19 protein-coding genes and 2 pseudogenes are annotated in these 23,837 nt (G+C 45.4%); 15 read left to right on the top strand and 6 right to left on the bottom strand.

Going from position 1 to position 23,837, the window contains the following annotated elements:
* Positions 1–333: 333 nt before the first annotated feature.
* Positions 334–1,587 carry an NADP-dependent isocitrate dehydrogenase gene (gene icd, locus ACRRSW_RS17340; RefSeq protein ID WP_432459970.1) on the bottom strand — a complete coding sequence of 418 codons (1,254 nt, stop codon included), beginning with the start codon at positions 1,585–1,587 and terminating at the stop codon, positions 334–336.
* Between the two features lie 135 nt (positions 1,588–1,722).
* Positions 1,723–3,411 carry an AMP-binding protein gene (locus tag ACRRSW_RS17335; RefSeq protein WP_432452002.1) on the bottom strand — a complete coding sequence of 563 codons (1,689 nt, stop codon included), beginning with the start codon at positions 3,409–3,411 and terminating at the stop codon, positions 1,723–1,725.
* A gap of 401 nt (positions 3,412–3,812) precedes the next feature.
* Between ACRRSW_RS17335 and ACRRSW_RS17330 the strand changes: the two genes are divergently transcribed.
* Positions 3,813–4,064 (top strand): DUF2960 domain-containing protein, encoded by a 252-nt coding sequence (locus ACRRSW_RS17330; RefSeq protein ID WP_432452003.1) that lies wholly within the window; start codon positions 3,813–3,815, stop codon positions 4,062–4,064.
* A gap of 733 nt (positions 4,065–4,797) precedes the next feature.
* Here the strand turns inward: ACRRSW_RS17330 and ACRRSW_RS17325 are convergent.
* A pseudogene (locus tag ACRRSW_RS17325) lies at positions 4,798–4,937 on the bottom strand (transposase); the annotation flags it as partial.
* 1,105 nt (positions 4,938–6,042) lie between these two features.
* Between ACRRSW_RS17325 and ACRRSW_RS17320 the strand changes: the two are divergent.
* The 10 genes and pseudogenes from ACRRSW_RS17320 (at position 6,043) to ACRRSW_RS17275 (ending at position 17,228) form a co-directional block, all read left to right on the top strand.
* Positions 6,043–7,272, top strand: a pseudogene (locus ACRRSW_RS17320) (ISL3 family transposase).
* 213 nt (positions 7,273–7,485) lie between these two features.
* Positions 7,486–8,142 (top strand): hypothetical protein, encoded by a 657-nt coding sequence (locus tag ACRRSW_RS17315; protein WP_432459969.1) that lies wholly within the window; start codon positions 7,486–7,488, stop codon positions 8,140–8,142.
* Between the two features lie 839 nt (positions 8,143–8,981).
* Positions 8,982–9,596 (top strand): hypothetical protein, encoded by a 615-nt coding sequence (locus ACRRSW_RS17310; protein ID WP_432459968.1) that lies wholly within the window; start codon positions 8,982–8,984, stop codon positions 9,594–9,596.
* A gap of 441 nt (positions 9,597–10,037) precedes the next feature.
* Positions 10,038–10,295, top strand: a complete 258-nt coding sequence (locus tag ACRRSW_RS17305; RefSeq protein ID WP_432452011.1) for a CBU_0592 family membrane protein — start codon at positions 10,038–10,040, stop codon at positions 10,293–10,295.
* Between the two features lie 182 nt (positions 10,296–10,477).
* Positions 10,478–11,398, top strand: coding sequence for an AAA family ATPase (locus ACRRSW_RS17300; RefSeq protein ID WP_432459966.1), 921 nt, complete (start codon positions 10,478–10,480; stop codon positions 11,396–11,398).
* Between the two features lie 2 nt (positions 11,399–11,400).
* On the top strand, positions 11,401–12,369 hold the full coding sequence (locus ACRRSW_RS17295; RefSeq protein WP_432459965.1) for a hypothetical protein: 969 nt from the start codon (positions 11,401–11,403) through the stop codon (positions 12,367–12,369).
* Positions 12,369–14,267 (top strand): transglutaminase TgpA family protein, encoded by a 1,899-nt coding sequence (locus ACRRSW_RS17290; protein WP_432452014.1) that lies wholly within the window; start codon positions 12,369–12,371, stop codon positions 14,265–14,267. Before ACRRSW_RS17295 ends, ACRRSW_RS17290 begins: the two co-directional genes overlap by 1 nt.
* Before the next feature lie 155 nt (positions 14,268–14,422).
* Entirely contained in the window at positions 14,423–15,040 is a 618-nt protein-coding gene (locus ACRRSW_RS17285) for a hypothetical protein (RefSeq protein ID WP_432459964.1), read from the top strand.
* Positions 15,041–15,227: 187 nt separating this feature from the next.
* On the top strand, positions 15,228–16,232 hold the full coding sequence (add, locus tag ACRRSW_RS17280; protein ID WP_432459963.1) for an adenosine deaminase: 1,005 nt from the start codon (positions 15,228–15,230) through the stop codon (positions 16,230–16,232).
* A gap of 756 nt (positions 16,233–16,988) precedes the next feature.
* Complete coding sequence (locus tag ACRRSW_RS17275) at positions 16,989–17,228, top strand: hypothetical protein (RefSeq protein WP_432459962.1); 240 nt, start codon at positions 16,989–16,991, stop codon at positions 17,226–17,228.
* A 175-nt stretch (positions 17,229–17,403) separates the two neighbouring features.
* Here the strand turns inward: ACRRSW_RS17275 and ACRRSW_RS17270 are convergent, their stop codons facing one another.
* Positions 17,404–17,658, bottom strand: a complete 255-nt coding sequence (locus ACRRSW_RS17270; RefSeq protein ID WP_432459961.1) for a TIGR02647 family protein — start codon at positions 17,656–17,658, stop codon at positions 17,404–17,406.
* Positions 17,659–17,860: 202 nt separating this feature from the next.
* On the opposite strand from ACRRSW_RS17270, the gene ACRRSW_RS17265 reads away from it, so the two are divergent.
* Together ACRRSW_RS17265 and ACRRSW_RS17260 are read left to right on the top strand one after the other, a co-directional pair.
* Entirely contained in the window at positions 17,861–18,454 is a 594-nt protein-coding gene (locus ACRRSW_RS17265; RefSeq protein WP_432459960.1) for a LysE family translocator, read from the top strand.
* A 40-nt stretch (positions 18,455–18,494) separates the two neighbouring features.
* A complete protein-coding gene (locus ACRRSW_RS17260) occupies positions 18,495–19,313 on the top strand; it encodes an AraC family transcriptional regulator (protein ID WP_432459959.1) in 819 nt (272 codons plus the stop codon).
* Between the two features lie 37 nt (positions 19,314–19,350).
* On the opposite strand, the gene ACRRSW_RS17255 is transcribed toward ACRRSW_RS17260, so the two are convergent.
* Together ACRRSW_RS17255 and ACRRSW_RS17250 are read right to left on the bottom strand one after the other, a co-directional pair.
* Positions 19,351–20,058, bottom strand: a complete 708-nt coding sequence (locus tag ACRRSW_RS17255; RefSeq protein ID WP_432459958.1) for an SDR family NAD(P)-dependent oxidoreductase — start codon at positions 20,056–20,058, stop codon at positions 19,351–19,353.
* 129 nt (positions 20,059–20,187) lie between these two features.
* A complete protein-coding gene (locus ACRRSW_RS17250) occupies positions 20,188–21,423 on the bottom strand; it encodes an OmpP1/FadL family transporter (RefSeq protein WP_432459957.1) in 1,236 nt (411 codons plus the stop codon).
* Positions 21,424–21,833: 410 nt separating this feature from the next.
* On the opposite strand from ACRRSW_RS17250, the gene gloA2 reads away from it, so the two are divergent.
* Together gloA2 and phrB are read left to right on the top strand one after the other, a co-directional pair.
* Positions 21,834–22,217 carry an SMU1112c/YaeR family gloxylase I-like metalloprotein gene (gloA2, locus tag ACRRSW_RS17245; RefSeq protein ID WP_432452024.1) on the top strand — a complete coding sequence of 128 codons (384 nt, stop codon included), beginning with the start codon at positions 21,834–21,836 and terminating at the stop codon, positions 22,215–22,217.
* Between the two features lie 123 nt (positions 22,218–22,340).
* Positions 22,341–23,789 carry a deoxyribodipyrimidine photo-lyase gene (gene phrB, locus ACRRSW_RS17240; protein WP_432459956.1) on the top strand — a complete coding sequence of 483 codons (1,449 nt, stop codon included), beginning with the start codon at positions 22,341–22,343 and terminating at the stop codon, positions 23,787–23,789.
* Positions 23,790–23,837 lie beyond the last annotated feature (48 nt).

Raw genomic sequence — 23,837 nt, 5'->3', positions numbered from 1 at the left:
TGAATATAGCTTGATAATTGCATAGTGAAGATTATTAATTTTGTATTATAAATTTACTATGTTGACATAAATATTCACTCTTAAGTTAATTAATTATCAGTTTTGAGTGCTTGCTCAATTGCTCATGTATCAGTATTCGCGCTTGAACACCATCTTGGGTCATAAAGGACGAAGTCCAGTTTACTATCGTGGGCAACAAAGGTGGTTTTGGAATAAGTAATACTTTGTGCGATGGGTCACTTTTAGGCATCGTTGAGAGTACCAGTATTCAAGACCTCCAGTCGGACGACTCCCCAAACTGTCAGAAGGTAAATGCCTTTATCCCTTGATATTTTACATATGTTTGATCACTGCCACGCCGAATTCAGAACAACTGACTTCGCTGGCTTGCTCAATCATTCGGGCAAAGTCGTAGGTGACGGTGCGGGCCGCAATGGCCCCCTCTACGCCTTGGCTAATCAGTTGTGCGGCTTCCGTCCAACCAATGTGTTTCAGCATCATTTGGGCGCATAGAATAATTGAGCAAGGATTAACCTTATCTTGCCCCGCTAGACGTGGGACTGTGCCATGGGTGGGTTCGAAAAAGGCCACTTCACTACTTAAATTAGCGCCAGGGGCGATACCTATACCGCCGACATGGGCGGCTAGCGCATCGGCCAGTAGATCGCCATTTTGGTTCATGGTGGCAATTACATCATAGTGCTCTGGATGTAAGGTGACTTGTTGAAACATATTATCGGCAATCACGTCTTTTAGTACCAATGGTGCTCGTCCATCGTCACGCGGGATTTCTAACCAATAGCCATTGGGATGTCTTTGCGCAGCAAATTCTTGTTCGGCTAATTCATATCCCCAGTTTTTAAAGGCTCCTTCGGTGAACTTCATAATATTGCCTTTATGCACCAGGGTCACCGATTGCCGCTGGTGGTCTAAGGCATATTGGATGGCGTGGCGGATCAGTCGCTTGGAGCCCTGCTCTGAAATATGTTTAATGCCAATGCCGCAGTGTTCACTAAAACGTAACTTAGTCACGCCCATTTGTTGTTGTAAAAATTCGATGATGCGCTCGGCATCAATACTATCGGCCTTCCACTCTATGCCGCTATAAATGTCTTCGGAGTTCTCTCTAAAAACCACCATATCGGTTAGTTCAGGATGTTTGAGTGGGGAGGGCACGCCTTTAAACCAGCGGATTGGGCGAATATTAACGAATAGGTCCATTTCTTGGCGAAGCGAAATGTTTAGAGAACGAAAACCGCCGCCAATAGGGGTTGTGAGGGGCCCCTTTATGGCAACTCGGTGTTCTCTAATCGCGCCGAGAGTTTCTTGTGGAAACCAATCGCCGTCGTACATGGCAGCAGCTTTTTCACCATTGAATACCTCCATCCACATGATCTGACGTTGCTTTCCATAGGCCTTGGCCACTGCGGCATCGACCACCTTAAGCATCACAGGGGTGATATCGACTCCGATTCCGTCGCCTTCGATATAGGCAATAATTGGAGTATTGGGTACTTGCAAGCCATGCTGTGGGTCGAGGGTTATTTTTTCTCCGCCAGCGGGAACGACAATATGTTGGTAATCCATTCGAGTGGCCTTTGAGTGTAACAACAAATGTTTACTCTACTTGGGGCGAAGCTCAAGGGCAATTGTCGTCACCGCGAGAAGTGAACTTGTCGCGGTTTTTATGACGGACTGAATAAGCAAGCGACAAACCTTGGCTCAGTTCAGCTCTGTTTGGGCTTGCTTAGTCTGGCGCAGCTGCCGGCGCAAAATTTTACCAACATTGCTTTTGGGCAACTCTGTTCGGTACTCGATCAATTTGGGGATCTTGTAACCGGTGAGGTGTTTACGGCAGTGCTTTTTAATCTCTTCGCGACCGACTCTCGCCTTACAGACCACAAATAATTTGATCTGTTCTCCGGTGATATCATCAGCAATGCCAATCGCTGCGGCTTCGACGATCGAGGGGTGTAAGGTAGCCACTTCTTCAATTTCGCTCGGAAATACATTAAAGCCAGACACAATAATCATGTCTTTCTTACGATCTTCGATGAAGAAATGCCCTCTTTCGTCCATCCGGCCAATATCTCCGGATTTAATCCATCCATCGTCACTAAGTACTTCGGCAGTTTCTTCGGGTTGGTTCCAATAGCCTTTCATCACCTGCGGCCCCTTGATTTGCAATTCGCCAATACCGCCCATTTCTAGTTCTTGTCCTTGTTCATCGACAATGCGTATTTGCGTGCTGGGCATCGGCACCCCAATAGATGCAATGAAGGATTGCTGCTGGTGGGTTCCTGCTGCAACAACGGGTGAACATTCGGTTAAACCGTAACCTTCAATTACCGGCATTTGGGTGAGTTCTTGCCATTGTTCGGCGATATGCTTTTGGGTAGCCATCCCGCCACCGATGGTAAAGCGAGCCTTCGAAAAATCCAGTTGGCGAAAACCAGCATGATTGAGCAAGGCATTAAATAGGGTATTCAGGCCAAAAATCATGGTGAAGGGGTAATTACGCAAGTCGCGAACAAAACTGTCGAGGTCGCGGGGATTGGTAATCAATAAGTTATTTCCGCCAATATGCATAATAAACATCATGCTCACAGTATTGGCAAAAATATGGTATAGCGGCAGCGGCGTCACGGCGTGCTCTTTATCATAGAGGGTGCGAGGCCCAAAGTGATAGTAGACTTGCAGCACGTTCGCGACGACATTGTGATGGGTGAGCATTGCGCCTTTCGCCACGCCAGTGGTTCCGCCAGTATATTGTAAGTAGGCGATGTCATCGCCAGTGAGATGAGGTTTTTTGTAAACTAAGCTCTTGCCTTGGGTGAGCGCTCTACGCATCGAAATTGCGCCAGGCAGATTGTATTTAGGCACCATTTTTTTAACGTACTTCACGACAAAGTTAACCAGTGTTCGCCGATGCGGTGCTAATTGATCGCCAATGCTGGTGAGGATCACATGCTTGAGCTGGGTCGACTTAATCACCTGTTGCAGACTATTGCCAAAGTTAGTGACCGCGACGATTGCTGTGGCGCCAGAATCACGTAACTGATGTTTTAGCTCGCGCGGGGTATAAAGTGGATTTACATTGACCACCACTAAACCCGCCCGCAGAGCGCCAAATAAAGCGATAGGATATTGCAGCAAGTTAGGCATCATCAGCGCGATCCGCTCCCCCTGCTGCATGCCTAAATATTGCAGGTAAGCGGCGAAGGCAAGAGACTGTTGATCGAGTTCTTGGTAGCTGAGTTTGTGTCCCATGTTGACAAAAGCGGTCTGCTCAGCATATTTTTTGGCACTATGGTCAAATAATTCCAAAATATTTTGGAAGCGTTCCGTGTCAATGCTTGCCGGAACATCTTCTGGGTAGCTTTTTAGCCAAGGTTGTTCTGTTGAATTCATTTTCTATCCTCGCCCTCGGTTTAGCATTGCGACAGCTTGATCAAATTCAGCATCAACAATGGGTTAGTGATCTCACTAACGATGGGCTACTTGTTAACGCTCGCAAGGTTAGCCTATCAGCTGCATAAACCCTAGCGCATTTTTGTAAATGGTTGAGCTAAATCGTCCGATTATTGGGAGGTTTTATAGCTTTAGCCAAATTTTCAGCAGAAATCTTATGAATACAGTAGCTTGTTGGTTTTTTGAACTATATATCTTGGGCTACTAATTAGATTGGAGTGGAGGTTTTGTCTCATTGTACCTATGACTGGTGATTGCGATTAAGGGCGCTGTAATTTACGTAACATCCTGTGGTCGTTTGCGATATGATCGAGCCGCATAGCTAGTTTTAGAGGTTTACAATGGCGCGTCAGGTTACATACACCTATCAAAACACCACCAAGGTGATTAATTTTTCTTTCGATAAATATTATGACATTCACGAAGCGGTGGCGGCCGCGGAAGGGATCGATCTTCATGCTTTTTTGGCAATGGAAAAACAGCTTGCCATGTCAACTCGCGATAAAGGAACCCTGAAAGCATATCGTGAAAAAGAGTTTCAACGTTTGGGCTTTAGTCATATTCGTTTTTTAAAAGATGAAGAAAAAACTTAGGCTTGCTGTCGTTAGTTGGGCAAGGGGAGCTGTTTAATCAGAGATGGGGTCCAGCAAGGTCCTTAAGTGGAAATACGGCGCACAGCGCTGTTTGGTTTATTGGCATTAAGCAGGGTCGGCAATCTATATGCGGACAACAATGCTGTTCCCTATATTGAGGGGAGAGACAAGGCTCTCTGTGGCTGTTCGATATTTATCGATGAGGGTGGGACCTACAAGTTAGCAGGCACCGTCTGTTGGCCCATTTCCACCATGGCTTGACCAAGTTATAGCAAGCAGTGACAGCGAGCTAGAAGATGAAACTCTGTGTGCCCAACCAGTCGTTGATGCTACCTCTTCCGGTGGGGGAGCCTTTGGTGGGGTGCGGTCGGCGATGTTGGCTATTCTGTTATGGGTTCGCCGTGCGCGACGCTAAGTGAAATAGAATCAGCTGATTCGTTTTTTAGCTATTTCGCTGATTCTTTATATTGCCCTAGCTGATCTTACCGTTTTTATTGATTTGGCTTTGATTGACTCAGGGTTTATTTGGCCGAACCACCATTTGTCGCTGGAACCATAGAGTGACATAATTGAATCATACTGTGACATAATTTACCCATAGAGTGACAAATTTGCCCCATACCTTGACGTAAGGTATGTTGGTTTAAGGTTTGTTGCACATGGGTATTTTTATGTACATCAGAAGCTTGTGAAAACCCTCACCGAATAAAAACATCTTTAAGTTTGCTAGCGTCAAAGTTAATAGTGCTAACTGAATGCGCCGCAATACGTGTTTGGCGTTACCCCGTAAAAACCATAATCTCTCGCCCGCTGTAAGCCCTTGGGCAATATATGCTGCAAGGTAAGCTTTAAGAATGTGAAGGTCGGCAAGGTCATGTATGTCGTGCTGGGTAAGCATGCATCGAATGAAGAATGATGACTAACCAATAGTTTTGTCGAGTTATCGCAACACTAACGTGCTTTTGCCCCGTTCTGTGTTAGCAACGGGGTAAAAGCTTTCGCCTACGGCGACGTCATTAAGCTTCAACGAGCAAAGCTTAGCTAAGCAAAAAGAAAGCTCGCCCTGCATCTTCTTAAACCCTGCGTTGCTCATTCTCAAGGGCGTTGAAGTAAACACTACGCTCAAACAGACTTCAACTTTGCACCCTTGTTCATTTGCGCTACTCGGCGAAGATGAAGGGATTTAAAAGCGTAATCTTGGCTATCGAGAGTGTGAAAGGTTTTTGTTTTTAGAATGGGTGTCTAGTTTATTCTTTGCTCCCTTGTTCATTTGCGCTACTCGGCGCAGATGATGGGACTTAAAAGCGTAATTTTGGCTAGCGAGAGTGTGAAAGGTTTTTGTTTTTAGAATGGGTGTCTAGTTTATTTGTTCACAAACAGACTTCAACTTTGCTCCCTTGTTCATTTGCGCTACTCGGCGAAGATGATGGGATTTAAAAACACAATCTTGGCTATCGAGAGTGTAAAAGATTTTTGTTTTTAGAATGGGTGTCTAGTTTATTTATTAAGCGGTGAACAGCGCTTCATACGACTTCACGTCGCACGCCCCATTGTGTGTTAGCAACGGGGTAAAAGCTTTCGCCTACGGCGACGTCATTAAGCTTCAACGAGCAAAGCTTAGCTAAGCAAAAAGAAAGCTCGCCCTGCATCTTCTTAAACCCTGCGTTGCTCATTCTCAAGGGCGTTGAAGTAAACACTACGCTCAAACAGACTTCAACTTTGCACCCTTGTTCATTTGCGCTACTCGGCGAAGATGAAGGGATTTAAAAGCGTAATCTTGGCTATCGAGAGTGTGAAAGGTTTTTGTTTTTAGAATGGGTGTCTAGTTTATTTACAAAATTTTGAATTAGTTGAGCTTCCAAGGTTTGCGCACTTTTTAACTGTGTATTTGCGGCTCTTCACCGAATGTAGTGGAAACACTTTCAACAAACATTAATGAGCGAGATAATAAGTAAACGTTCATTAATACCTCGCGACTATGCAAGACACGACGCTTTATCAATCCATTCTTGGATTAACTCATCCTTGAGCTGTTTCATCTGTTGAACTCAATGAGTTAACCCAAACCATCACCGTACGCGTTGACTATGACCGAGGCTCATTAACGGCTTGCCCCTCTTGCGGTAAGGCTGTTCGTCGACACGATACTCGGCGGCGGGTTTGGCGACATTTAGATACCTGTCAGTTTGAAACGCGCATTGAGGCTGAAGTACCTAGGGCTGATTGCCCAGAGCATGGGGTACAAACACTTCAAGTGCCTTGGGCTACCAGTCATAGTCGCTACACAGAGCTGTTTGAGACTCGCGTTATAGACATGCTTAAAGTCAGTTCATGATACGCGGTGAGTAAAACCTATCGGCTTAGCTGGGGAGCCATTGACCGCATGATGACGCGGGCCGTTCAACGCGGCCTGACAGCCAGAACCACCATGAACTACCAAGACCTGTTGGTCGATGAAACGGCATTTAAGAAAGGCCATGACTATGTCACGGTATTATCCAATCGTGATGGTCAGGTGATATCGGTTGAAGACGGTCGAACAGGCCTGAGCCTATCTGCTTGCTTTAAGGCATTGCCCCCTGAGTCAATAATGGTTACACGTTCCATATTGATGGACATGAGCAGAGCGTATATAAACGCAGCATATGATTACTTCGGTGAGCGGGCTAAGCAGATGATAGCCATAGACCATTTTCATATCGCAAAGGTCCTCACTAAAGCGGTTAATGAAGTGAGAAAAAGCGAACTCATGGCGTTGCCCCAGCATTTAAAAAGAGAGTGCCACCAAACACGGTATGGATGGTTAAAACGAAACCGCCACCTACATGGGACATTGAGAGAAAGAGTGAATACGCTGGCCAAAATGATGCAAAATACTGGCTTGAGCTGGATATTTAAAGAGCAAGCAAGGGCCATTTGGTATGGCCATGCAGATAACGCCAAAGCAGCTTGGAATGATTGGTTGGCACTCATAAAGGTCAGTCAAATCAGGCCGATGATGACAGCAGCAGAAACCGTGAAAGCGCACTTAAAGGGCATCATCAATGCGATGCGTTATAAGGTATCAAATGGCTTGGCAGAAGCGATAAATGGAAACATTCAGCGCCTAAAAATACGTTCGATGGGTTTTAGAAATAAAGAACGCTTTAAACGAGCTATTTTATTTCACTTTGGAGGGCTTGATATGACTTTCCACCAAGAACGGTGAAGAGCCGTATTTGCACAGTGTTTCTGGTTTTGTTTGCGTCATTTGTCAAAGCAATCAATGAAAGAAATGGATCGGCGATTGATTGATGCCGAGTAAAAAACTAAGGTAGACAATGGGTTAATATCAAATCATTAATTGATGAGCGAATGTGATGAAGGTCATGTTTTTTGTGATAGGCCGCACGTGCAGCCTACTTAGCGTTAGATGAAAATCATGAATACAAGTCAGTGGATAGATTTTGGAATATCGGAGACGGAAACAGCACTTGCACTGCTATATTCATATATGCAGTTTAAGAAAATGCTAGCTTCGGAAAATGATGTAAATCTGATTAATAGGAACCCTGAGTTCTGGATGTTACACACTGGCTCCGTACAACATACGTTGTTTTTATATCTTGGTAGGATTTCGGATGACTCAAGAGGTACTAAATCATTTTCTGGCTTAAAAAATCATTGCATTATGAATGTATCGGATTTTTCCAGAGATGAATTTTTAAAGAGAAAACCAAACATCCTTAGTCTAAATGAAAGTTTTCTGAATGGTAAAGTAGAGCCAACTAAGGAAGATCTTGCTAAGCTTTTTAAAACCTCCTCAGAACATAACCAGTTTCTTAGGGGTGCGTGTAAGAAAATACGAAGTGAGGTTTTTGCTCATGCTATTCTTACAGAAAAACATGAATACTCACATCTTTTTGAACAAGTTAGTCTTGAAAGAATTGAGAGTTCTCTATTGGCATTCTGGTCAATTTCACAACATCTATGGCAGTGCTATCACAACGCCAGAACGATCAGAGTTGAAGTCTTGGAGTACCCTGAAAAAGAGCGTATATTCAAAAATACTGCAGAGGCTATCCGTGGCATCATCTAATCGGGTAGCCGGAGGTGTCTAACCTCCAGCCCCCACAACACCCTGCATGCGGCTCCGCACAGGGCGTTTCCTGAAAACGGTTAAAATACAACGGCCGATTAGCTCCTTTGCATTCCAATGATGGCTTCTGTTTTTTGCGCCATGACTCCTCAGTCCGGTCGGATACGGAGACAATGAGCTGCACAGGCTCCTCATTGATTTTCAGGTTCAGGCCTTCACCATGTCCCAACCATTACGATGGGCGTTGGGCTACTATGCCGTCTGCTGACTTCTGCTTAATCACCGTTTGAGTTACCCCAAATAGCGCTATCGTTGTTCATCGTATTTGCTCACTTAAGTTGATGAGACTTAAGTGCCAGGCCTGTTTGAGCTAGCGGCCAAGCTAGTGAGTTTAACGATCGCCTGTTAAGCAGATCTCCCCAGATAAGAACATGCACTGTCTCTGCACTGCTGCATCATTTACGGTGGCCGTTAGATCACATGGCTTCGTTGTCTTGTGCCAACTCGCCTCCAGCCTACGCCTCATATGATGTTCTTGTTCATCAGCTCGCAGATTTGCGTCCGGCTTCCTTCAGACATTCCCTCGCGGCAATGCCCTTGCCATTCGCTAGTAGTTAGCGTTTAATAATCAGAATGTTATTAAACGGTGACCTTCCTACAGAGGACTTTCACCTCATTAGTTCATGCCCATGCTGGGCGTACACAAGGCGCTAAAGTCGGACGCTCAATGCTACGTTTCGCTCTTGCGAATGGCTTCGCCATTTTGTCGCAACGCTACACTCCCGCATTGGCGCCGCTTAGCTTGGCGTTAGGTCTCAGTGTTACCAACAAGGATGTGTATGTATAAATTAATAATAGTTTTAATAAGTTTTTTGCTAATCAGTTGCGCAAGTACCCAAGACTCAAGTTTTAGGCCTCAAACGTTCGAGACCAAAGGTTCCTATGTTCATAGTGTAACTACCACGGAGTACCCTGAAACTCTGGCTGGTTTCAAACTTGTTTCTGTGACTCAATATAATAAAGATGGCACTGATATCAGTGTTGCTTACAATTACTTCTCAGATACAACACCTATTGTACTAACTGTTTATAGCTATCCAGCACCAGATTTTATTTCAATTGGCTCACCAGATGACGTTGTAGAGGATATGAGACTTCAACTGTTTCTGAACAGGTTTAATGGTACAAAAAACTATATCTTAAAGAACAAAAGTAATGCTGAATTAACTTCTGAAGGTCCATTTGAGATATCACAAGACAACTTACAGCCTCCAGGTATGGTTGCAAAGTTCAAATATTCTGAACGGTTTGCTGGTGAGTTTATGGATTTACGCTCTTCTTTGTATCTGTTTCAAGTTGGTGAATCACTATATAAATATCGAATTACGTATCCTGAAACTGTAAATGTCGATTCACAAATAAGTGAGTTTATGAATCAACTTGAACTTAAATAAAGACCTAACAAGAAATTCAACTGGAAGATGTAGTTGATCCGATTCTTCCTTACTTTCTCTAATCCGAAACGCCTTCGAACAAGTGAATGCTCTAACAAGCTTCTGTCCAAAAGTGTGTTTGGGGGCGGCAAACATACGAAATGCACTATGCCATATTATGGTTCTATTTTATGTCAAACTATGGTTCAAATTTTGGATTTGCATTAGATGTAACGCTGGTCCTTATGTCACTTTATAGTTCCAGCGACACCATTCGCCCGCTTTCTAAAAAACTGTCAAAATAAACCTGCATCGAGCTGTCATTTCTGGTAAATTACGCTCGCATTTTAATATGCCACTAACAAGCTGTCTCAGGGAATACTGCATTGCAGTTGAGAGCGTCCACCCCAAGGAGCGGGCCAGCAATTTGGACGAACCAGTTCGCTTGTTAATGAGAATCTTATGCAACATTTATTTGCCAATATCGTCGGCCTTTCGGGGACCGCTTTAGTCGTAGGAGCTTTCTTCCTACTCCAGTTAGAACGCTTAAACCCAAAACAGCTCAGTTACAACTTAATGAATCTCAGTGGTGCAGTATTGTTGCTGATTAGCCTATGCATCAACTTTAATTTAGCCAGTTTTATTATTGAACTGTTCTGGATTAGTGCTTCGCTAGTAGGCATTGTCAAATACCTTAAACGCTCGCCGGCGATGGCTTAAGTCCCGTGTAGTTAAGCATTCTATATACGGAGTGCTTAACTTTAATGGCTATCCTTCTATCCTTTAACATATAATTTACCATCTTGCTTAAAGCGATCTTGTCGGAACTCTAGTGACGAACATTGCCTAAAATCCTGAAAGCTTTGTATGCTAATACTATGGCTTATTTGCAGTAGACGCATGTGGAATCCTTACATCCCGAGTTACAGGCAATTAGTTATCAGCTAGAGCAACAGCTTTTAGGTAAGCCGCAAGTGGTGCGTTTGGCTTTAAGTTGTCTACTGGCTAAGGGGCACTTGTTAATTGAAGATTTGCCCGGAGCAGGTAAAACCAGCCTCGCAAAGTGGTTGGCCAGTAGTTTTGGTTTGAGTTTTCAACGGATCCAATTTACCAGCGATTTGTTGCCGGCCGATATCATTGGAGTATCGGTATTTGAGCCATCGACTCAACAATTCAGTTTTCATCCGGGGCCTATTTTCCATCATTTAGTGCTGGCCGATGAACTCAATCGTGCCAGTCCAAGAACCCAAAGCGCTTTGTTAGAAGCAATGGAAGAGCAACAGGTGAGTACCGATGGCAACAGCTATCCACTGGCTTCACCATTTTTTGTGATCGCCACTCAAAATCCACGCGAACAGCTCGGCACTTTTGATCTACCTGAATCGCAGTTGGATCGCTTTGCAATGCGCCTCAGTATTGGCTATCCCGACCTTGGGTCTGAAATGGCGATGCTGAAACGGGAGCAAAATGCCACACCAGCCCTATCGTCGCTGACCATTGAGCAATTATTAGCCCTGCAACATGAGGTTCAACGGCTGCATTGTAGTGATGCCTTGCTCGATTATTTATTACGCTTAATTCACTTTAGTCGGCAATTGGAAGGCGCTCATCCTTTGTCTCCTCGCTGCAGTTTAACCCTGTTAGCTTGCGCCAAAGCTTGGGCTTTTGTTCACCATAAGAAGCATGTTTCGCCAGATGATTTACAGGCGGTTTTTACAGCGGTTAGCGCTCATCGTTTGGGACGCGGTGACAGTGGTGAAGCCTATGCTAAACATATTTTGGCAGAAGTTGATCCCTATCGCGATTTACCTTCGGGAGAATAGCATTGCGGCTGACTGAGCGATTAAAGCATTGGCGAAAGCAGCGAGTGGAGGCGTGGTTGGCTCGGCGGATCCCAGCGGCGTCTTCGTTGACGCTCAATCGAAAGAACTTATTTATCTTGCCAACCGCCTTTGGTTGGTCTTTTTTATTGACCCTAGTGACCTTACTCACGATTGGGACCAACTACCAAAATAACCTTATTTTGGCTCTGAGTTTGTGGCTGTTGGCGTTGTGGTTACTGTGTTTAATCCTCTGCCATCAGAATTTGTCAGGGAGCTTGCTGCAGTTACGTTATACCGCTGAAGGTCAATGTGACCAGCCGTTACGTTTGTTGTTAGCCTTGGACAAAACCGCCGATAAAAGAGCCCTCGCAGTCGTCGGGCAATTAAGCGCTTGGCAGGGGCCTCAGGCGAGTGAGTATAGCGCAGGGTGCTTGGCGATTGATATTACCGTGAGTCAACGTGGCCATTGGCCCTTACCTCGAATTGATATTTCGAGTGTTTATCCTTTAGGTCTATTTCGATGTTGGACACGGGTTGATTTTAACGCCACGATCACAGCTTATCCGGTACCGCTTGCGGGGTTTCCTTGTCCTGTGGCTGAGTTGGCCGGAGAGCATGATGTTGAACAACTGAGCACCGGTCCACAACCGAACGAGTTTTCTGGCTTAAAGGCTTATCGCAGTGGTGAGCGTAAAAGCTTGTTAGCCTGGAAGCAATTTGCCGCAGGTAGAGGGCTACAAAGTAAGGAATTTAGTGATAATCCGGCACTCGAGTTGCAGCTGACCGATCGCGCTTTAGTTCATTTACCTTATGAGCAGTCCTTATCGGTCCTGGTCTTCTGGGTTCGTCAACTAAATCAGCAGCAACAAGCTTTTAGTTTTCAGTTGGCGCAGCGGCGGCTTGCCAGCGCTAGTGGTAACGAACACTTACAAGCTGCTCTGCGAATGCTAGCGGGGGCTGAGGTGCCTTGATGAACACTTTAGGTGCTCGCAGTATTCATTTATCTCTGGTCTGTTACTTGGCCAGCGCCTTGATATTAATGCCACATCTGCCTTGGTTGCTCGTATTGGTGGGAGGCGCTTGTGGTTGGTGGCGCTTACGAGTGGTACAAGGTTTAGCTAGCCTCCCCAAACCCAGGTGGGTGAAGTTGATCCTGTTATTGATGGTATTGCTGACCTTATGGTTAAGTTACTCGATGGATTTGTTCGACAAGTTAGTGAATGTGGTGATGCTCGGTTATAGTTTGAAATATATTGAGTTACATCAACGCAGAGACTTAGAAGTTTTTGTTCTTACTGGGTTTTTTTTAGCATCATTTTCGTTAGTGTTTTCCAGTCAGCCTCTCGCGGCAGTGTTGGCGCTGTTGGTTTGCTTCATCCATTTGTTGCTTTTGCTCAGTCTGGATGTTCGTTTATCGTTTAAACAGGGAAAAATGCTGGGGCTATGGTTGTTGGCAATGAGTCCCTTAGCGGTGGCGCTATTTGTATTGACACCGCGGCTTGCACCCTTATGGAAAATGCCTCGTCCCGACACTGCTCAAACCGGTTTGTCCGAGGTGGTTCGACCGGGGGATATTAGTCAGTTAATTCGCTCCGACAAACTGGCATTTCGAGCCGAGTTTAGCCAAGCACAAATCAGCACATCGTTGTATTGGCGGGCTATGGTATTAGATCAATTCGATGGTGAACAATGGACCCGCAGTGCTTTAGCTAAACAAATTGTTGAGCCGCCCGACGCGCCGCTCACTACGCTCCCAAGCTACCAATTATTGTTGGAACCAGCGTCCAATAACTGGTTGGCAACTCTTCATCCAAGCGTGCTAAACGGCAGTGGCGCGCAGTTTCAAGCTGATGGTAGCTGGTTGCGAAGTGGTGATAGCTTTGCTCGACAGTTGCTGCGTTTTGGGCAACTTTCCGATGCCGAGTTACAGCCACTTCCGCAGGCTGAACAGCGTCGCCTAAGTACTTTACCGCAAGGGATCCCTGATGCTGTCAGCCGTTTAGCCTCGCAATTTAGCGCGCAAGCTACCGCTCAAAGCTCAGTTGTGCGCACCGAACAAGCGATTGCAGCGATGCAACAGTGGTTTTTAGCACAAGCTTTTGTTTATACCTTAAACCCGCCCGCGTATCCCGCTTGGTTAGGAGTTGAAGAATTTTTGCTTAGGCAGCAGCGTGGATTTTGTGTGCATTATGCGCAGAGTGCTGTGGTATTGGCACGTTTGATGGGGATCCCTGCGCGAATGGTTACTGGCTACTTAGGCGGGGAGTGGCAGCAACCGGGACTGCGAATATCGGTGCGTCATTATGATGCGCATGCTTGGGCAGAGTACTGGAATGGCCAGCGTTGGCTGCGGCTTGATCCTACCGCTTGGATTGCTCCGGATCGGCTTGAATTTAACTTGCAGCAGAGCCCGTCGACAGCAGCTCAGTGGCAAAATATTCATAGTTGGGGACAACGTTTATGGTATAGCCAAGGTTTAAACCAATTAAGGTTGCTAATGGCACAAGCCGATTTTTGGTGGGCAACTTGGGTGCTCAATTTCGATCAAACTCGCCAGTTGTCTCTATTTTCCCGCTTATTAAAGCGTTTGCCGGGAAGTTCTTTGTGGATGTTAACGACTTCTTTATTGTTGCTTGGGATCTTGCTTAGTGCAGTGGCACTTGCCAAACCCTGGCGTTGGCGTTTACCACCGGCGGAGCTAAGGGCGCTACGTTGGCAGTTATACTTACTCGAACGACATGATATTCATCGTCGCTCAGGGGAGACCCTTGATCAGTTTGTGGCGCGTGTCGAGCTAGAATCTCCGAAACATCTTGCCGCCTTACGCCAAACGGTGCGAGCTTATCAGCAGCGTCGCTACCTTGAATAACGGTGAAACGCTTTATTGACGGCTTGCGATCAACATAGCTGGGAAAGATCTTTTTAAAAGTGTAATTCTTTTGATTTTTTGTTTGAACTAACCAGATTATTGTCTGTCTGGCTCGTAAAGTGTCCAGCGATTAGAGTGCAGTAAAGGGAGGATTAATGGATTGGGTTGAATGGTTTGGTTATTTGGCTTCGGTGGTCGTGGCAATATCGTTAACCATGAGCTCGTTGGTGAAGTTACGTTGTTTAAATATGTTCGGTGCAGCGCTGTTTTCCAGCTATGGTTTTGTGATTGGCGCAATGCCCGTAGCGCTCCTCAACTTGTTTATTGTGTTCGCCAATATTTATTACTTGTACGGTATTTTTCGTCGTGTTGACCAGTTTCATATGGTTGATGTCGGGGCGAACAGTCCATTGTTGGCATTTTGGATCAAACAGCATCAGGGTGATATTGAGCGGTATTTTCCGCAGTTTAGTGAAGCCTCGGTTGCGGGGCAAGAATGTTATTTGTTGATGCGAAATTCTGAACCTGCCGGTATGTTAGTGGGTTTGCGGCAACAACAAGAGTTCGATATTAAGTTAGATTATGTGTTTCCGGCTTATCGAGATTTTAAAACTGGTGATTACCTTTATCATCGTTCCGAATTTTTTCAGCGTTTAGGAGTGACTAAAATAGTCAGTTACACGACAATTTCTAAACATCGGCAATACTTAATCAAGATGGGATTTAAGCCTTATCGTCATCGTGATGATTTGTTTGTGTACCGCCTGAGTTAAGGGCGCTATTGGTAATTGGCTTGTTAAGCTCAGTAATTGCTTACTTTAAATCAACATATTAAGTTAAAATAGTGAGCGGTTTGAAACTATTCCAGTTAGGCGATGTTATTTCAGCCAATCTAAGTTGGACTCGCCTGAGCCGCTGACTACACTGAGTTCAATCATTAAAATAACAGCAGGCTTTACGATGTTAATCCAATATCCAGTGACTGATTTACACCGCCATCTCGACGGAAATATTCGCGCCGAAACTATTTTAGAGCTGGGTCGAAAGTTTAATGTAGCCTTACCAGCTAACCAATTAGCTGGATTGGTTCCACATGTGCAAATTACCAAACAAGAACCGAATTTAGTCGCTTTTTTGTCTAAGTTGGATTGGGGAGTTAAGGTACTTGGTGATTATGAAGCTTGCGCGCTGGTGGCCGAACAGAACGTAGAAGATTTGATGAAGGCGAAGATTGATTACGCCGAACTGCGTTTTAGTCCGGGTTATATGGCGATGAGTCACCAGTTGAAGCCCGAAGGTGTGGTAGAAGCGGTGATTGAAGGCGTTCGCCGTGGCATGCAAAAATATGATGTGCAGGTGAAGTTAATTGGCATTATGAGCCGCACTTTTGGTCAGCAGTTTTGTCGTGAAGAGTTGGCTGCCTGTATGGCCTTTCGTGAGCACATTGTTGCAGTTGATTTAGCGGGTGATGAGCTGGGCAAACCCGGCGGGTTATTTGTAGAACACTTCTCTCACGCTCGTGATGCTGGTTTTGCGATCACTGTGCACGCTGGTGAAGCTGCTGGGCCAGAGAGTGTTTGGCAGGCGATTCGCGAGTTAGGCGCGACGCGTATTGGTCATGGAGTGAAGATCATCGAAGATCCGAAGTTAATGGAATATGTGGCGAAGCATAAAATAGGCGTCGAGGCCTGTTTGTCATCAAATTTTCAAACCAATACCGTGGCTGACTTAAGCCTGCACCCTCTAAAAGCTTTTTTAGCGGCGGGTATTCGAGCTAGCCTGAATACTGACGATCCCGGAGTCTCGGCTATTGAGTTGTCTGATGAGTATCGGATTGCCCGAGAGATCTTAGGTTTTGCTGATGAGCAAATGGCACTGTTACAAAGTAATGGCTTAAAAATGGCTTTTGTGAGTGAGCAAGAGCGCAGAAGGCTGCGCGAGAAAGCAGCGAAACGTATAGCGTAAATCCTGTCAATGAACAGCGGTATTAGGCTGATGCGGCTTCTGCCGACTGTCATGCCTCAATTATCTGGTAGCGAAGCAAGCCGTGCTTGCTGTTATCAGGCCAAAGTTCTTGGTGTAGTGGATGATATAACATCAACCTGAATGATTAGATTTTAGAGAATGAGTTTTGCTACTTGATTTGCGTGTTGCAATCAGCTTGGCGATCTTCGCGGGTTCAGTGGCGTAACCATACATCGCGATTCTGTCGACTTCTGGATCGGAGCATAAGCTTAAATCTTTCACCCATGCGTCAATACTTACTGAGCTCATTAATAAGCTAAAAGCGGGGCAGGCTTGGTAGCCATTAGCTATTAGCCATAGCAATCGCTTCTAAACGAGACTTTTCTAGCAGGAGTCAGGGAAAAATGAATAGAAAACCAACTACGATCGACATTGCATATGCTTTTCCTGAAGGGTTTTCAATGGTTAAGGGTTTTCTTCCTCGTTTTAAGTAAATAAATTGCCACTTTTATGCATATCTGAGGCTAAAATCACGATGTTTTTTACGTCGAGTACTAGCCCGCCATATTGATTCACAAGACCGAAAGATGAAATGAGTCATTCTTGGGCTAAATCATGTCGGCCTAAGCTTCTCAATTTCTGGCTTATCTTTTTTTTTCAACCCTCGGGATCTTTGTTGTGCGAGCCAAACAGAAATAAATTCTGGCCATGTAAAACATACAAATCGACTTCTGCTCCCTCGCGAGCATTTAACTTTTGAAGGCATTTGTTTCTGGTTCGTTTATTTCTGAGTGTCATGCACTGAAATTGCTCGTTGACCATGAAATTAATTCCATTTTGATTTCATCGCAATTGCAAATGCTGTTAATGATAAAGCAAGCATTAGCGAGAGGGGCGGTTTTTGATACCCTTGGTGCGCTTCAAATCCGTCATTTAGTGGAAGGGGAAATGGATGACAGTAAGCAATTTATGTCGTGCCTGTTGTCTGATATGTAACATCAATGACTAAACGAGTCTTCATCTTCACTTGTGTAAATGTATAGATAAGGAGTCAGTTTTTGATGATTTAAATTGAAGCTGATCGGCAGAAATGGATTGGGTGATGATGGATTTTTAATTGAAAATAGAGCCAAGCTTTTTGCTGCTTGGCTGTCAAATATTTGAGATTTGTTTAAGCGGGTTCGTGTTCTGGTTTGGTGTTCAGAACCGCCAGTAGTCTTTGCCCATGCTCCAATACTTCAACGCCTAAATCGGTAAGATACCCGCCATCGGGGAGCGTGGTTAGCCCCTTGTCAAATAGGCTTTGGGCGGCTGCAACTAACTCTGAAGGGGCTTCTTGGTGAACTTTAATGCCAGTTTGCAGGCTGCTGCTATCAAACTGTAATAACAAATTTAGTTCGGCGATATTAGTCGTCGCAAATTTCATAGGGTGTTCCTTTATTATTGTGTTGTTCTCACCATAAAAAGACTGTTCGCAGCGCGCAAGCGAAGTGGCACAGAAGTGATAACTAACGCAGTGTTTTTCTCGATAGCTTTCTCATCGGTCGATAACTTAGCGCAATTTTGTTCAATAAAACGTTGAGGCGATCCTCTATGTTAGCGTGACGCATTGAATGGGGAGGAACGAGATGAGTGTGTTTGTATCGATGTTTTTGTTTGCCTTGATTGGGGCGATAACGCCGGGACCGGTTAATATTATCGCGACGGGTGCCGGGGTAAATTTTGGTTTTCGTCGCGCACTACCGCATGTGCTTGGTGCCAGTTTAAGTTACAGTGGTGTGGTGCTGCTGGCAGGGCTTGGTTTGAATAGCCTCAGCTTGGTGATGCCATTGTTGACCCCCATATTGCAATATCTTGCGGCGGCATATTTATTGTACATGGCCTTGCGCATTGGCGCTGCGCCAGTGAGTCAAACAGCGCAACTCAGCTTAGCAATGCCTCCAAAATTGCTGGAGGGGGTTTTGGTTCAAGGCCTCAATCCTAAAGCCTGGCTGGTGGCTATGTCTGGTGTAAGTTTGTTTGTATCGAGCCAGCAGCCAGCATTTTATTACTTGTTGGTTTTTTGTCTGGTTTCTTTTATCGTGTGTTTATTTGGGGTGGGTGCTTGGGCTGCGCTTGGCACCTTAATTTCCTCCTTTTTAGCGACTCCGCGGCGGATGCGCGGCTTTAATTTGTTGATGGCAAGCTTATTGGTGTTATCGGTGTGTTCTTGGTTTTGGTAATTCTGCTTACTGGTCTAATCGACTTGCAGAGGGAGGGGGAATGGCGTCAAGCGAGAAAGTGATGTTGAAACGCAGTATTGGTTTACCTAGCGTGGAATTGCGTCAGGCTTACCAGTCGCGGGCTTGCTACCACCGTCACTCTCATGATGAGTTTTCTTTTGGTGTGATTGACGCTGGAGAGGCGAACTACCAGAACTTGCGTCAGCTGCATCGTATTCAGCAAGGGCAGGTCGTCACGATTAATCCTGGCGATGTTCATTCTTGCAACCCAAAACAAGGTGCTTGGTCCTTCCGGATGTTGTTTGTAGATAGTCGGTGGGTCGGTCAACTACAAGCTGAAATGTTGGCCAAACCGGCAACTGACTACCATGCCTTTGGCCAGGATTATTTGAGTTGCGGGGCCAGTTATCGAGCTATTTCGCAGTTGTTTAATCGTATTGCCGAGGAGCAGGCGCTTTTATTACAAGAAGAGTTGCTGATCGGTTTTTTTGAGCAGCAATTTAGTGCTAAACAGGGTTTACGTTCTGATGTTGAGCGCTTAGCGCTACCTCAGCTGGCAAGGGTGCAACAGTGTATTCAAGATCAGTTGGCGGAGACTGTTAGTTTAAGTGAATTAGCCGATGTCGTAGGTTTAAGCCGCTACCATTTGGTTAGAAGCTTTAAGCGAGTTTATGGCTTATCACCACATGCTTTTCAATTGAATCAACGGATCAATCAAGCCAAAGCCTTACTACGCACCGGTAACAGTATAGCCGATACCGCCTTACAGCTCGGTTTCGCCGATCAAAGTCATTTTCAACGTAACTTTAAGAAACGGCTGGCCTTAACTCCTAAGCAGTATCAGGGATTTTTTGTTTAGGCTTAAACTTAGTGTCAACAAATGCTGAACACGCAGTTTACCAAGGCAGCTTTTGCCCATCCCAAGACCAGAATTGACCACTATCACAGGCTTTGAGTTGGTGTAGTATTGCCAATAGATAGTTGGCGCTTTGCCCTGGCGTAAACAATTGTGCTGCGGGTACATTGTTTTGATAAGGCTGGGATAGCGGGGTATCGGTGGTGCCGGGATGCAGTGCTGCAACACAGCAATTTGGATGGCTGCGTCGCCATTCAATACTAATGCTTTTCAGCGCCATATTTTGTGCCGCCTTGGCACAACGGTAGCTATACCAGCCGCCGATACGATTATCTTCAATGGAAGCTAATTTAGCTGAAATACTCGCGAATATCGCTGTTTTGCTTTGTTTGAGTAACTTAGCGCTATGTTTTGCCAACAAGATGCAGGGCAGTGCGTTGATATGCATGTTGAGCATAAAGGCTTCACTGTGACATTCAGCGAGACTTTTTTCTGGTCTAAGTGCTGAATTGTGTAGTAGACCAGCGCTATTAATTAGCCAATCGAGTTGTTTCATGTCGGCAAACAGCTTTGAGATATCATTTTCTTTGCGGATATCTAGTTGTGTCCAATGGAGTTTTGGATGTTGGTAGTTGGCAGGGTGTGAATGCCAAGTGGCGCTAATGCGAGTAAAACGAAGGTCTTGGCACAGCTGTTTGACTAATGCCAAACCAATACCGCCTGAGCCGCCGATGACCAGAGCATGCATATACAATCGCTAGTGTTTGGTGAGTTATGGCATTAATACGTATTGCTGAACGATAAAGTTCACCGATCGAAAAGGAAGGGCAGAGCTGGTGCAGCGATGATGAATTCGCTCATCATCGCTTGGTTTAACTTAGAAAGAGTAGTTGTATTGCATCGAGTAATAAGCTGCGTTGGAGCGGGTGTGGCCAACGACTTGACCAAGCCCTGGAATACTACTGTTTTCTTTGACTTCAACATCTTCCCCTCGAACCAAGGCTAAACCGAAGTCGATGCTACTATGACGGCTGAGGTGGTAGGTAGCGCCAGCGGTATACCAGTTACGGTCGGAATCAGGGATGGATAAGGAACTTAACTCATCGACCACGCCTTGATCATACATGTAACCCGCGCGGGCGGTCCATTTGCTGTTGATCTGATAGGTGGCTCCCAAGCTAAATAGCCATGAGTTTTTCCATTGGTAGCTTTTTACGGTTTGTTCGGCTTGAGAGCCAGTAACGGTAATGTGATCAAAATCACTCCAGCTGGTATGTTGCGCGGTATAGTGAACCGCCCACTGTGGGTTTAACTCATGGTAGCCGGCAATTTGCAAGATATTGGGCAGTGGAATATGGATTTGATCGTAACTTTGACCGCCATAATTAACTTTTCCTTCAGCGACAAACTCGGGGCTGATCCGATAGCTCATGCCTAAGCGGTTTTTATCATTGAACTCATAAGTTGCGCCGACAATACCGCCAATCGCCCATCCATCGGCTTCGACATCAACTAAAGTGCTTTGCACTGTGCTGCCACCAATCACTTCACCCGTTCGGTTGAGGGTGCCTTCACCGTAAATCAAGTCAAGGCCTGCACCCACACTTAGTTGTTGATTCACTCGATAAGATAGGCTGGTATTAAAGTTCATGGTGACAATTTCGGTTTTACCGAATAAATCAACCGGAGTCACTGCTGCGCCACTGTTGTTGAGTGCACTAATATCGGTGCCGGTACCAAAATTACTAAAGGCGGCTACCCCAATCGCTAAACGTTCATTGATCGGATGGATGTAATAGGCATTGGGAATGACTTTATCTTCTGCAGCGTCGCGCTCACTGCCATAGTTGATGGGACCATAGTTCACGTCTTTAATCGTGACATCAATATCGGCATAGGTGAGGCCCAGTGACAAGGCTGGGCTATCAAACATGGCCATTGAAGCAGGGTTACGCGATAATACGGAGGCGTTATCGGCGATCACCGCATCACCGGAAAATGCACGACCAATCCCTGTCGCAGATTGGCTGTTGAGTTGAAAGCCTGCCGCCAGACTGTGGGCACTGATTAATGAAGCACTAATAGACATTAGGCCTAATATACGTTTATTCATTGAGAAATGGTCTCTAAGTAGGAGCTTTTGCCGATGGTTAGCGCAGCTTTTATATTATTGATTGGAATTTGCTGGCGCATCTTAGGCAAGTCAAGGCTTTGCTACAACTCCGACCAGATGGAATATTATGAGCTTATCCAGCACCACGGCATTGTTTATTCTAAAGTTGGTTGCTTTTAATGGTTTTTTTAGTGAATTATTTTTCTGTCCTACTTTTTTTAGGGACTTGTTCGAGGCAGGGGCGGGTCCTTGTGATAATGCTAGCTAGCTCCCATTGTTTCATTCTGAGTTTAATTTGCAGACTAAAGTACATTTAGTCGTTGATTTTAAGGGTTGCTATTTAGCCTCGTGGCTCATTACATGAGTTTTGTTTGCTTGAATCGATAATTATTAATAGGAGAGAATTCAGTATGTTTCAGGGGATCCATCACATTGCGATTATTTGTTCTGACTATAGCCGCTCTAAACAGTTTTACAGTGAAATTTTGGGCTTGACGATTGTGGCTGAGCATTATCGAGCCGAGCGTCATTCTTACAAACTCGATTTAGCCTTGGCTGACGGTCGTCAAATTGAGTTGTTTTCCTTTGTTGGTGCGCCATTACGCCCAAGTTACCCAGAGGCGCAAGGCCTGCGACATCTGGCTTTTTCGGTGGAAAATATTGATCAGGCGATTGGCCATTTGGCTCAGCACCAAATCGCAGTTGAACCTGTTCGAGTCGACCCCTATACCCAAAAACGTTTTAGTTTTTTTCATGATCCTGACGGTTTACCTTTGGAGTTGTACGAGCAATAAGCTGTCGAGATAATTCAGGTCTGGGTTCTTAGTCGAACAATGGGCGAATCGCTTAAGCGGCTGATCAATTTGGTGAGTCGCTACGTAGTACAGCTTGAGTATAATAATCGCGAAAGGGATCCCATGGCCACCCATTTGGTTTGGTTTAGAAACGATTTACGAATTAAAGATAATCAAGCGCTGAGCACTGCGATTGCCGAGGGCGGGGATGTGTTAGCCATTTATATTGGCTGCCCTGAGCAATGGCAGGCGCATGCAATGGCACCAATTCAAGCCGATTTAATTGGGCGACGTTTGCAAGTTTTGCAAAGAGAGCTCGCGGCTTTAAATATCCCACTGGTGTTACGAGAATGTCCGCATTTTAGCGATGTTCCACAATGTTTGACTGAGCTGTGTCAGCAATATCAAATAGTTGCTGCGCACAGTCATTACCAATATGAGCTGAATGAGCAGCGCCGTGACCAAGCATGCCAGCAGCAATTGTTAGCCGTCAATGTTCGATGGTGTCAGTATCATGGCGAGTGTGGTATTGCGCCTGGTTCACTGAAAACTCAAACGGGTAATTTCTTTAAAGTGTTTACGCCGTTTCGCAAAGCCTGGTTGGCTCACTTGAGTGAAAGCGAGCTGAGCCCACTACGCAGCCCAACTGCGCTGGTTAGTCGTCGCTTGAGTACAGGCATTAGACATTTGCTGGCTCACTCAGCAGCAATTCCTGACATTAATTATCCGCGAGTAGATAGCAGTGCCTGGGCAGTGGATGATGAGGCGATCATTACTCAGCTGAGACAATTTAGCGCGAGTCAAGCAACTACTTATAAACAGCTGCGTGATTTTCCAGCTGAGCCTGCCACCAGTAAATTATCCGCTTATTTGGCCTTAGGAATGTTAAGTCCAAGACAATGTCTGGCTCGTTTATTATTAGACCATCCCCACTGTTTAGTTGAATCTGAGGGGGGCGCATTTTGCTGGTTAAGTGAGATTATTTGGCGTGAATTTTACCGCCACTTACTGGCTGCAAATCCACGTTTATCGATGTCTCATGCCTTTATCGGTTGGACCGAGGCGATCCCCTGGCATGAGAATCAAGACTTGCTAAAGGCTTGGCAGCAGGGACAAACGGGTTATCCGATTGTTGATGCAGCGATGCGCCAGTTAAATCAGACCGGTTGGATGCACAATCGTTTGCGGATGATCGTGGCGAGTTTTTTAAGTAAAGATCTGCTGCTCAATTGGCGGCTGGGTGAGCGTTGGTTTATGCAGCATTTAATTGATGGCGACTTCGCGTCGAATAATGGCGGTTGGCAATGGGCGGCGTCTACGGGTACCGATGCTCAACCCTATTTTCGTATTTTTAATCCGACCACTCAGGGCCAACGTTTCGATCCAGAAGGTAAATTTGTTCGCCAATGGGTACCTGAGCTAGCGGATATTCCTGGTAAGTATGTGCATCAACCCCATGCTTGGGCGAATAAAAATAAGCGGTATATTGATTACCCCTTACCCGTAGTGAACCATGCCGAACAGCGTCAATTAATTTTAGGTTACTTCGAACAGGCTAAAAATTTCGCTTGACCCTCCTGTTATGGGAGGGTTAACACTATACTCATCACGAGGTTAATT

The sequence above is a fragment of the Agarivorans sp. QJM3NY_25 genome, assembly GCF_050870875.2.
Taxonomy (GTDB): Bacteria; Pseudomonadota; Gammaproteobacteria; order Enterobacterales; family Celerinatantimonadaceae; genus Agarivorans.
This window is presented reverse-complemented; position numbering and strand designations above follow the sequence as displayed.

What these genes read in the sequence shown, in the direction of transcription:
- icd (WP_432459970.1), bottom strand. Translation starts at nt 1,587, where the DNA reads ATGGATTACCAACATATTGTCGTTCCCGCTGGCGGAGAAAAAATAACC.
- ACRRSW_RS17335 (WP_432452002.1), bottom strand. Translation starts at nt 3,411, where the DNA reads ATGAATTCAACAGAACAACCTTGGCTAAAAAGCTACCCAGAAGATGTT.
- ACRRSW_RS17330 (WP_432452003.1), top strand. Translation starts at nt 3,813, where the DNA reads ATGGCGCGTCAGGTTACATACACCTATCAAAACACCACCAAGGTGATT.
- ACRRSW_RS17315 (WP_432459969.1), top strand. Translation starts at nt 7,486, where the DNA reads ATGAATACAAGTCAGTGGATAGATTTTGGAATATCGGAGACGGAAACA.
- ACRRSW_RS17310 (WP_432459968.1), top strand. Translation starts at nt 8,982, where the DNA reads ATGTATAAATTAATAATAGTTTTAATAAGTTTTTTGCTAATCAGTTGC.
- ACRRSW_RS17305 (WP_432452011.1), top strand. Translation starts at nt 10,038, where the DNA reads ATGCAACATTTATTTGCCAATATCGTCGGCCTTTCGGGGACCGCTTTA.
- ACRRSW_RS17290 (WP_432452014.1), top strand. Translation starts at nt 12,369, where the DNA reads ATGAACACTTTAGGTGCTCGCAGTATTCATTTATCTCTGGTCTGTTAC.
- ACRRSW_RS17285 (WP_432459964.1), top strand. Translation starts at nt 14,423, where the DNA reads ATGGATTGGGTTGAATGGTTTGGTTATTTGGCTTCGGTGGTCGTGGCA.
- add (WP_432459963.1), top strand. Translation starts at nt 15,228, where the DNA reads ATGTTAATCCAATATCCAGTGACTGATTTACACCGCCATCTCGACGGA.
- ACRRSW_RS17270 (WP_432459961.1), bottom strand. Translation starts at nt 17,658, where the DNA reads ATGAAATTTGCGACGACTAATATCGCCGAACTAAATTTGTTATTACAG.
- ACRRSW_RS17265 (WP_432459960.1), top strand. Translation starts at nt 17,861, where the DNA reads ATGAGTGTGTTTGTATCGATGTTTTTGTTTGCCTTGATTGGGGCGATA.
- ACRRSW_RS17260 (WP_432459959.1), top strand. Translation starts at nt 18,495, where the DNA reads ATGGCGTCAAGCGAGAAAGTGATGTTGAAACGCAGTATTGGTTTACCT.
- ACRRSW_RS17255 (WP_432459958.1), bottom strand. Translation starts at nt 20,058, where the DNA reads ATGCATGCTCTGGTCATCGGCGGCTCAGGCGGTATTGGTTTGGCATTA.
- ACRRSW_RS17250 (WP_432459957.1), bottom strand. Translation starts at nt 21,423, where the DNA reads ATGAATAAACGTATATTAGGCCTAATGTCTATTAGTGCTTCATTAATC.
- gloA2 (WP_432452024.1), top strand. Translation starts at nt 21,834, where the DNA reads ATGTTTCAGGGGATCCATCACATTGCGATTATTTGTTCTGACTATAGC.
- phrB (WP_432459956.1), top strand. Translation starts at nt 22,341, where the DNA reads ATGGCCACCCATTTGGTTTGGTTTAGAAACGATTTACGAATTAAAGAT.